This window comes from Spirochaetota bacterium (genome assembly GCA_026414805.1).
Lineage (GTDB): Bacteria > Spirochaetota > UBA4802 > UBA4802 > UB4802 > UBA4802.
Genome location: JAOAIH010000035.1, coordinates 22,226 through 32,733, shown reverse-complemented (window position 1 = coordinate 32,733; position 10,508 = coordinate 22,226). Strand labels below are relative to the sequence as shown.

The following is a 10,508-nucleotide window of genomic DNA, read 5'->3' as shown; positions in this document are numbered from 1 at the left end:
CCGTATACTCTGTGTCCTCTGCGTGTTACTTCATTCTACATCACGCAGAGCTCGCTGAGAGCTAAGAATTTCAAGATAATTTGGAAAAATTCTCTTTTCTATCTTTTCTTAACGTTCTCTGCATAAAAATTTTTTTATTACTTTCTTCAGCCCATAAATGCCTTGCAATTTGTACCTGTTGTTTTCACACTGTCAATACGGTTGTACACTAATATATCATTTATGAATAATCCTTTACTACATTTCATGTGTATTCGCTACACCACCATATCACCACAAGACAAAGAATATCTTTTTTCATTACTTTCAGATACCGAAAAACACAAGTATAATTCATTGCAATCTGAGATCAAAAAGTCTGAATTTTTAATATCCAGCTGTGCATTGAAAGCATTGGGTAAACTCGCAGGATTTGATACACTAAATTACAACAGTACCAAACGAACTGCTTTACACAACAATCAGAGATTCTATATATCGTTGTCACATACACATGGCGCTGTTGCAGCATCTTTGTTTCATACACCGCATGGCATTGACATTGAACCTTGCACCCGACTTGTCGCATATCAAAACGCAATCATACAGCGCTACTTCGCGCCATCCGAACAGAAATATATTAATCACATGCCATGGGGAAAAAGTAAGCGATTTTTGCAACTGTGGACCCTTAAAGAAGCAATTGCCAAATCACAGGAGCTATCGCTTCCCGATGCTTTACACTATGATACTTTGAAAAATCCTTACTCATTAATGCTATGCAATCTTTATGTGTGGAGAAAGTATATATGCGGTATTGCAATAGGCGATAGCTCTCTGAATAACGTCTATATACGGAAATACACAACAACACACGATGATTTAGTAGCATTTTTTACTGGATGTGGGCGATACCGGATTCGAACCAGTGACCTCCTGCATGTGAGGCAGGCGCTCTGACCTGCTGAGCTAATCGCCCCTGTATATGCAGCAATCACAGTCACACTAAAATTATGTTTTGTCAAGTAGATTTAACATTTGGACCACTATATGGCGCTTGGTAAAACGATCTTTTCCCAGATAAAAAAGTCTAAATATTCACTTTTGTTGTGGCCTAAATATAGTGAAAGCGCATTATCCAGAATTCATTTTTAGCATACTATTCCCCTTTCCTAAAAAGGGTATGGGTAACATTATACGCTAAAGAGTGTACAAATATTTGCTCTAATACATAAAAATAGATTGACTTTATTACGTATACGTATTATTTGTATACGTAATAATAATTGTTATGGACCTTTCTTTTATGGAATCTCTTCATCCCAACGATTGCCTCTATTACCTGGTGACACGCGTATCGCTATCGCTTACTTCACTATTAAAAAAGCGTTTTAAAGACGCAGGCTATACTTTTGTCAAACCAGCATATATCGGCGTGCTGTTATGGCTATGGATGGATGATGGAATGGGGAATATGTTAGGTAAATTTGGCAAGGATGAAGGTATTAAAATTAATGACCTTGGCAAACTTGCAGGGCTAGAGCCTTCAAGCATGACAGGGATTATTGACCGCATGGAAAAAGATGGCCTCGTAATGCGAATGCATGATCCTAAAGACCGAAGAGCCATAATTGTTCAGTTAACTGAAAAGGGCATAACTATAAGAAAAGATATTCTTGCAATAATGGATGCTGTAACAGGAGAAATTACTTCTACAATTCCTCCAAAACAGCAGGATGCTGCTATGGATATATTAAAAAAGATTTTAACACATGCAAATAAATAGTATTCACATACCATAATGGAGGTGCGTATATGCAAGCTTCTGTTAAATCACTGTTGTTACAATTATTTTTTAACTCCATACCTTTTTATAGAAGAACCGGGGGGAGAGTAATTTATATTTCACCTGATGAAAATGAAGCACATATAAAATTGCCATATAAATGGACTACAAAAAATTTTGTTGGCACCATATATGGCGGACATATCTACAGTGCAGTTGATGGTGTGCATTTTACGTTGTTTTTACGAAAATTTAGAGACAAATACATATTGTGGGACAAATCTTCCAACATTCGTTTCCTAAAGCCTGCACGTTCATCCCTTATAGCAAAAATAAAAATTCCTGATGAAGAATTTGACAGTATACAGCGTGAATTGCAACATAAACAATCAATTGAACGAACATACACAATTGAGTGGAAAGACAAATCCGGGAATACAGTAGCACAGATTGAAAAAGTCTTATATTTCAAAAATAAGGGGGCTTCTAAAAACTGAATACAATGTCCCTTGACAGACACAATACTCTTTATTTAAACTTCAGCGATGCCAGCTGTAAGCTTAAATTCCAGAGTTTATCGCGCACTGAAGTGTCTACGGCATTTTTTGCATATGGTTTCTGAGTAAACCTATCGAAAAATTTCCCATTGATGTTTTCAATGTCTGGGCTTACAGCAAGCCACACTGGCGCCTGTGCACCATACTCAGGTTTTGCTAAAGCAAGCTTTAACAATCGCAACAGTAAGCCTGTTATTCCGGAGCTATCGCCTAAATTTGTCCTAATAACTCCAGGATGAACCGCATTGATTGTCACGCCACTGTGCTCAATTATCTGTGCAAACTTCTGCGTAAAGTATATATTGCATAATTTTGTATTCATATATGTGGAAAACCTTCCAAAATCCTTACCGTACGGTGTTCTTTCCAGATCAACCGTGCCAAAGATATACAACCCTGCATTGACATTTACAATTCGTGCTGGAGTATTATTTTTCAATTGTGGATATAGCAAGGTGCTCAATATAAGTGGTGCCATGTGATTGACCATAAACGCCATCTCAAGGCCATCAGGATTTATCTCAAGTTTTGTTGGCCATATACCTGCATTATTAATCAGTACTGAAACATCAGGAAATTTGTTTATTATATTCTGTGCGATATTTTTAACAGATTGTATTGACCCAAGATCGCCTACAATCACGTCAACATGCAAATTCCCAGTAGCATTTTTAATTTCATCACATGCTTTTTGCCCTTTTACCGGATTGCGTGAAATAATAATAACATGGTGATTTTGTTTTGCCAATTCAGTGGCAATAGCTTTTCCAATTCCCGCATTGCCACCAGTTACCACAATTGTACGTGATTTCATAGCATCATAACCTTCTGATATTTTTTTAATTGTGTTAGTAAAAAATTCAATTGTCAATTGTATTTTTATTTCAATAATTAGAATGATAATTCACTATTTAATTTTTTAAATGTGGTGATGAATATAACATGAAATAGTACACACTCCTCATTATGTAAGTGTTTTATTTTAATGTTGACTAATGAGATAATTATATTGGTAAATAGATGCTGAATGAAGTTCAGCATGACAGTGTACAATACAGGTATTGGTAATCTTTAGACCTGAATTATTCTTTTTTATTAAAGGGGCACACAATGTCTTCAACCACACAACTATCACGCAAAGAAAAATACTCATTTGCAATTGCAGGATTTGGTCAAAACATGGTGATTACATTCACTGTAACATTTATGTTGGTATACCTTTATGAGGCTGTAGGTTTTAGTACCCAAGGAATTGCAACACTCACTGCAATTATTACAGGTGCTAAAATATGGGATGCTATTAATGATTTCATCATGGGTATGATTGTGGATCACACTCGTACACGCTGGGGCAAATTACGGCCATATATACTTTTTACTGCATTTCCTATAGCGCTGCTGACAATCATGCTTTTTGCAATTCCAAAAACTGTTGAGACATATAAACTCATTTATTTTGGCATCGTATATGTACTATGGGGAATGATTTACACAATAGCTGATGTCCCTTACTGGGGATTGGCTGGTTCCATAACAGTTACCATTCATGACAGAGTTAGTCTTATTGCACTTGCACGTACGTTGCAAGCGATAGCACTGGCAGTCACTACCATTGCAAGTCCACTACTAGCATACTGGCTATCGTTTTCTGATAAAACAACAGCAAGTGGCTGGACACGTACTGCCATACTTGTTTCAATTATTGGCATGAGCCTCTTTACTCTGGCGTTTTTTAATACCCAAGAAAAGGTGCCACATAAGCAGAAGCAAACATTCAGGCAAATGCTTCAAGCAATAGTGACCAATAAACCGTTTTTGCTAGTACTGCTTGCAAGTGCATTAAACTTTGGCCGCAACATAGTACAGGTTGGAGGAGCTGTTGTTGCAGTCATAGTGTTTGGCAGTGAAAAAATATTTACCCTGCTTGGTGGTGCACTCATAGCTGCAATTATTATATCAAACATTATTACGCCATATGTGCTGCAATATATGTCAAAGAAAACATTGATGATAGCTTCCAGTATTATAGCAGCTTTTGTGTATGCAGCAATGTATTTTGTTGGCCATAATAACCTGTGGATTTTTGTGAGCATGCTTTTTGTTTCAGGTTTCTTTACTGGCTTTTTTATAGTTGTTCAAACTGCCATGATTGCCGATTGTGTTGACTATTACGAATTTAAAACTGGACAGCGAACCGAAGGGGTAAGTTTTGCAGGGCTTACATTTATCTCCAAATTGATGGGTGCACTAGCCACACTGGCTTTTGGTTTGGTTATGGTGGCAATAGGGTATTCATCAGGAGTTACTATTACACCTGAAATACAGAATGGTGCATTCTTTTCCATAACAATAGTGCCAGCAATAAGTTGTATCATTGGCACCATTCCATTTATTTTTTATCCATTAACCGACCAAAAACTGGCTGATATTCTTGCAACACTAGTACAACGCAGGCAAGCAACAACAATGTTATGATACAGAAGAGATAACAGCATTATATGGATTCGCTACAATCTAAATACAAGCGTCTTTATTTCAAATCTTCTAAAATGTAAAGCTCTTCCTTCAATCTTTTTCACAACGTTTTCAAGAAGATCAGCTTCGTACACATCTTTATAAGAAAATCCTGCATCAAATGTTGCAGAGGTAGCATTGCCATGACATTCATACAATCGAATTACTATCGCATCCTCTTTTTCTGCTTTTTTTATGGTTTCTATTACAATGCTGTTGTCATGTACTGTAATAAGTGGTTGTATATCTACACTCTTTCTAACGATAATAGGCAAGTAATTAAAATGATATCCTAAAGCAATAGTTTCTGAATGGTTGATATCTCCTTTATGTGGATACAGTGCATATTGAAATGTATGGGTGCCTCTGTCTGCGGTTGGGTCTGGATATACAGGCGAACGCAAAAGATTAAGGCTAATAATACCATCTTTGACTCTGTGTCCATATTTGCAATCGTTGAGTAATGATACTCCATACCTATCATCTGAAACATCCACCCACTTGTGAGCACAAATTTCAAACTGTGCTTTTTCAATTGATGTTGAATTATGTGTACTTCGCCTTATGTTCCCAAATTGTATGTCACATGTTACAGTATCACTGTACACTGATGGAGCAAAATCAGCGCGCAACATCTTAAATGTTTGGTGATATTCACACTTAGTGCTAAATTCTATATATGGTTTTCCTGCATACAAAATGACGTCCTGTGTCAGCGTTGTTTTTTTGTGTTTATAATAATTACGCCGTATCACCATTGGCCCATCAATAAACGTTTTATATCCAACAAGCCGTAATGCCTTTTTGCCTTTCTTGTGATAATTAATATCAATATCCCATGCATTATAAAATCGGAATCTATCTGTGTAAAGCACCAGCTTATTTAAATACTTTCCACATACTTCACGATTACTTTCTTTATCATATAAAGAAACGATATATCCTTCTTTAGCAAATGTAACCCGCAGAAATTCATTCTCAATATAACTATCGCCATAAAACAAAGGAAAATTATTATGTACAGCCACCATCTTAGATGCAGAGAATCCCTCTACCTGGCTATAATACCAAAAGCTATCGCCCTTATAAAATTCTTTGCGTGTAAACGGCACAGTATTAATACATGTAACATCAATTGCATCTGAACTTGACAGATAATCGATTAAAGTATTAATCATTGCCTGCAACTGTTCTAATAATGCTTGGTACCTTTGCAGGCTTTCATCGTACACCCGTTTGACGCTTGAGCCAGGCAGGATATCGTGAAACTGGTACAGCAACATCTCTTTCCATACAGTTTCAAAGAATTGATGAGGATATGGGAACCCTTTGAGATAGGCATGCGTTGCTAAGAATTCGGCATCATGAAGTGCAATTTCAAGTTTGCGATTATAATATTTACTGCGTGCCTGTGTAGTGTATGTCCCCTGATGTTTTTCTAAATACAGTTCACCGTGATACACTGGCAATTCATGTGTATACATTTCTAACCTTTTAAAATAATTGACGGCACTCCCAAACTCAACTTTGGGTAAAAACTTCAACCTGCTTTGCCGTTGTATCAATTCTATATGAGTTTGCGTGGGACCTCCCCCGCCATCGCCGTTGCCATATACCAATAGCGCGTTATTACATATATCCTTTTCCCTGAAGTTTTCAATTGCTGCCTTAACACACAGTGGAGTTGCCCCACTTGTGTAATCGCCTTCAGGTGGAATATGCGCTACAACGCTGCTACCATCAATGCCTACCCAGTTAAATGTAGTATACGGAAACGTATTATATTCATTCCATGCAAGCTTTATTGTACTAAAATATTTAATTCCTGATTTCTTCAATATTTGAGGCAGATTACCACTAAACCCAAAAGCATCAGGCAACCAGCAGGTATTTACATCACAGCCAAATTCCTGTTTAAAAAATTCTTTGCCATAGTATATTTGACGCACTAGCGACTCACCACAAGGCAGATTGGTATCGCACTCTACCCACATGCCTCCCTGCAGTTCAATATTTCCTTTTGAAACTGCATGTTTTATCTTGTTGTACAGTTTGGGCTGGCTCTCTTTTATCCAGGTAAGCATCTGAGGTTGGCTTATACCACATACAAACTCAGGATACTTCTGTATGTTGTGCAGTGCATTAATAAAGGTCCGTACTGCTTTGCGCTTTGTTTCCCTTACTGGCCACAGCCACGCCAAATCAAGATGTGCCTGCCCTACCGCAGTAAGAAATACCTCTTGTGTTTTCCCTTTAAGATCGTACATTGCCAAAATAATGTTGTGCGCCTCAGCCACATTTGCAAGAGAAAAATTATGCACAGCAGCATACGATGCATCAAGCAATTGCATTATAGTATTTTTTAATACAGTATTATGAGTGGCACAATACGCATATACAAGAGTCAGATAGTCATAGTAGAAATTCTTAATATCATCACGGCACAATGCTATATACGCGTACTTAAAGCGGGCTTTTCCAAACGGTTGAATTATTTTACCGTTAAATCCTGCATCTATCCAAATATCAATCATTCCCGAGCGCTGTATATTTTCATCAATTTCAATAACCCTCATTTCCCACGTTGGTTGCAGATAATCCATAAATGTAATACGGCTGTTTATTGCAGCTAAAGGTTCACCATGTGTATTAACCTGTAAACCTTCCCCTCCAATATCTATACAGCACACAATATGGTCATGTATATAGTGTGGTGGGATTTTTCCTCTACAGTGAAACCAAGCACAGGTATACGCTTTGCCCCATACCTGTCCAGGTTTTATAGGGCGATAGCTCCTGTCAGTGGCTTCTTCAAAAGGTATTGGCTCATCATCTACAGTAATATACACCTCACATTCTGCAATCTTGGTGTAAATATGCTTTTTTATAGTAAATATACGATAAGCCAGAAGTGGATGTGTGTAAATGCCCCATTCAGCTTTCATTGCAGTTATACATTCGTAATCTCACTTTCAAGCCCACGTGCAAGTTTCAACAATTCTACAGCATTTTCAGCAAGTTTAATTGACCCTGATGCATTGCTCTGTGCAGTATCATTGACTGCTGCTATTGACTTTGCAATTTCTGAAGCAGCGGTCTTTTGCTCTTCTATAGCTGCAAGTATGCTGTCCGAAAAATTCTTTAATGTCTGTGCATCACTTCGCACCTGCTCATTATTGGTAAGCTGCATCTGCATCGATGTATACAGATCCTTCATCTCTGCAGAGATCATTGCCACGGCTCCCACCATCTTTCGTATACTATCAGTCATCTTTTCAATATTGGCAAACCCACTCTGTATTTCCTTAACGTTTATTGTAATAAGCTGAGCTATCTCTTTAATACTGGTAGTTGTCCTGTCGGCCAGTTTTGATATTTCATCTGCAACAACTGCAAATCCTCTTCCCGCATCTCCTGCACGCGCTGCCTCAATTGCTGCGTTGAGCGAAAGTAGATTTATCTGGTCAGCTATATCATTGATGATTTCTATGATATTGTTCATATCCTGTGAACTCTTTAAGATACTTCCCATACTTGCATTCATGGTATTGAGCGATCCTTCCACACCTGTTCCCTGTTTTGAAACATCTTCTGCCTTTGCTGATGCCTCGGTCACACGTTTTCCCATATTTTCAATAAAACCGGACAGCTCTGTAATCCGTTCAATGAGGCGATTAATCATATCAAACTGTCGGCTCACCGAATCACTTATGCTTTCTACACCAGCAGTCATCTCTTCCACAGTTGATGTTATTTCTTCTGCAGATGCTGCCTGTGACTGCGCACTGTTGGAAAAAACTTCTGATGACTGTGAACTTTCCTCTGCAAGTTTTGTCAATTGGCGGGTTAAATCCTGTACAGAGAGCAATAAATTTTTGATTACATCTCGCTGTTTCAGGTTTTCCAACGATTCCTTTTCAAGCTGCTGTAGATTTCTTGCATTTAACCTCACAATAAGCAAACATAGTATAAATGATAAAAGTATTGAAAATATATAATCAACCAAAAACTCCTTCAAAACTCTAAGATAAACATCTGTTAATATGCCGCTCATCAGCACTGTACATACTATTGTACTGATAATGAAGAAAACACTGATGCCAACTACCCAGCGTGATCTGCTGAATAATGCAGTAAGGATAATAATCACAGGCATATAAAATGTGAATGAAAGATGGTCAGTATTTTTGGCCTGAAAGCCATTATAAAACATAGCTGCCACAAGGGATAGTGCCGCAACTGTTGCCAACAGGTTAGCACTTGCATTATACTGCCCTTTCTTTAGCAATATCAAGCCACCAATAACCGTTATTAGCAATATTACCAATATCACATTTGCTGTACCAAATATACCCTGATATTGAACAATATTAAATGCTCCCATTGCAATAGGAATCAAAACAATAAATGTCATAAGGAAGTAAAATAGCGCTCTGGCTTTCTCCTGAATTATATACGAACGTTCAGCATACTGTGATAGAAAATACTGGGATAATTTCATAAAGCCCCCCACAAATGGAATCATTACAATACAGCATGGTATACTTTGTATCTTGATAATAGCAATATTTTTTTGTATTAGGGAATACTATTTTTAAATTGATTTTTTTGTTTTATATAGATATTTTAGAACCGTACTTTAAATCTTTAATTTATAATTGCACACGGTATTGTTGTACTTCATTAATGAAAAGGGCATTTCTGAAACTTTCCTGAATTTATTTCAGCAAATAGTTCAGGATAATAATTGATGCAAAGTAAGATTCTATATCAAGGTAGGAATGACGGTTGGGATTTGGAAACGCGTTTGGTATGATCACACTGCTAATTTGAATTAAGTTTTCATTAGCAGCATTTGAATTTTATATCTAAACCAAAAGCACTGCAACAATATTTCAAACCAAATCCCAAATGATAGCAAGGAGTTTCAAAAGTGAGCGTGGGAAGACGTTGTTAAAATTCAATACATAATTGGAGGTTCATATGAAAAGATTTATATTAATGATATTCATAGTATTTACAGTTCTTTGCATTTATCTATTTATTGCAATGACTTGTAGTGCAAAAACAACTAAGGAGGTACACGCTATGGTAAATGCAATTCACTGGTTAGGGCATGACTGCTTTAAAATTGTTAATGATGTAATAATCTATACTGACCCCTACAATATCAAAAAGCAAGACAAAGCAGATATTATACTGATTACCCATGAACATTTTGACCACTGTTCACCTGATGACATTAAAAAGATACAAACCAAAGATACTGTTATCGTAGCACCTGGTGATTGCATAAGTAAACTTACCGGTACAGTAAAAACTATAAAAACAGGCCAAACATTATCTGTTAAAGGTATTACACTTCAGGCTGTACCCGCATACAATACTAATAAACAATTTCATACCAAAGACAAGGGTTGGGTTGGATATATTATTAGTGTGCAAGGTGTGCGTATTTATCTTGCAGGTGATACAGATTATATACCTGAGATGAACTCACTACAAAATATTGATATTGCACTGCTTCCTGTATCTGGCACTTACGTAATGACAGCTGAGGAAGCTGCCCAGGCTGCAATTGCTATAAAACCAAAAGTGGCAATACCCATGCACTATGGAGCAATTGTAGGGACTATCGCCGATGCAAAAAAATTTGAACAACTTCTAAAAGG

7 protein-coding genes and 1 tRNA gene are annotated in these 10,508 nt (G+C 37.1%); 4 read left to right on the top strand and 4 right to left on the bottom strand.

Annotation, left to right across the window (positions count from 1 at the left end; genetic code table 11):
- Nucleotides 1–884 precede the first annotated feature (884 nt).
- Nucleotides 885–958, bottom strand: a tRNA-Val gene (locus N3F66_08625).
- Between the two features lie 327 nt (nt 959–1,285).
- On the opposite strand from N3F66_08625, the gene N3F66_08620 reads away from it, so the two are divergent.
- Nucleotides 1,286–1,765: a MarR family transcriptional regulator gene (locus N3F66_08620; protein MCX8124213.1), complete on the top strand. Its 480-nt coding sequence runs from the start codon at nt 1,286–1,288 to the stop codon at nt 1,763–1,765.
- A 29-nt stretch (nt 1,766–1,794) separates the two neighbouring features.
- Nucleotides 1,795–2,262 (top strand): DUF4442 domain-containing protein, encoded by a 468-nt coding sequence (locus N3F66_08615; GenBank protein MCX8124212.1) that lies wholly within the window; start codon nt 1,795–1,797, stop codon nt 2,260–2,262.
- Between the two features lie 31 nt (nt 2,263–2,293).
- On the opposite strand, the gene N3F66_08610 is transcribed toward N3F66_08615, so the two are convergent.
- Nucleotides 2,294–3,136: an SDR family NAD(P)-dependent oxidoreductase gene (locus N3F66_08610; protein ID MCX8124211.1), complete on the bottom strand. Its 843-nt coding sequence runs from the start codon at nt 3,134–3,136 to the stop codon at nt 2,294–2,296.
- Between the two features lie 296 nt (nt 3,137–3,432).
- Between N3F66_08610 and N3F66_08605 the strand changes: the two genes are divergently transcribed.
- A complete protein-coding gene (locus N3F66_08605) occupies nt 3,433–4,797 on the top strand; it encodes a glycoside-pentoside-hexuronide (GPH):cation symporter (protein MCX8124210.1) in 1,365 nt (454 codons plus the stop codon).
- Nucleotides 4,798–4,829: 32 nt separating this feature from the next.
- Here the strand turns inward: N3F66_08605 and N3F66_08600 are convergent, their stop codons facing one another.
- Both N3F66_08600 and N3F66_08595 read right to left on the bottom strand, forming a co-directional pair.
- Nucleotides 4,830–7,781, bottom strand: a complete 2,952-nt coding sequence (locus N3F66_08600; GenBank protein MCX8124209.1) for a glycosyl hydrolase-related protein — start codon at nt 7,779–7,781, stop codon at nt 4,830–4,832.
- A gap of 5 nt (nt 7,782–7,786) precedes the next feature.
- Nucleotides 7,787–9,337 (bottom strand): methyl-accepting chemotaxis protein, encoded by a 1,551-nt coding sequence (locus tag N3F66_08595; protein MCX8124208.1) that lies wholly within the window; start codon nt 9,335–9,337, stop codon nt 7,787–7,789.
- Nucleotides 9,338–9,924: 587 nt separating this feature from the next.
- Here N3F66_08595 and N3F66_08590 point away from each other — a divergent pair.
- Nucleotides 9,925–10,508: MBL fold metallo-hydrolase (locus N3F66_08590; protein ID MCX8124207.1), on the top strand; the 584-nt coding region annotated here is incomplete at its 3' end.

What these genes read in the sequence shown, in the direction of transcription:
- N3F66_08615 (MCX8124212.1), top strand. Translation starts at nt 1,795, where the DNA reads ATGCAAGCTTCTGTTAAATCACTGTTGTTACAATTATTTTTTAACTCC.
- N3F66_08600 (MCX8124209.1), bottom strand. Translation starts at nt 7,781, where the DNA reads ATGAAAGCTGAATGGGGCATTTACACACATCCACTTCTGGCTTATCGT.
- N3F66_08620 (MCX8124213.1), top strand. Translation starts at nt 1,286, where the DNA reads ATGGAATCTCTTCATCCCAACGATTGCCTCTATTACCTGGTGACACGC.
- N3F66_08610 (MCX8124211.1), bottom strand. Translation starts at nt 3,136, where the DNA reads ATGAAATCACGTACAATTGTGGTAACTGGTGGCAATGCGGGAATTGGA.
- N3F66_08595 (MCX8124208.1), bottom strand. Translation starts at nt 9,337, where the DNA reads ATGAAATTATCCCAGTATTTTCTATCACAGTATGCTGAACGTTCGTAT.
- N3F66_08605 (MCX8124210.1), top strand. Translation starts at nt 3,433, where the DNA reads ATGTCTTCAACCACACAACTATCACGCAAAGAAAAATACTCATTTGCA.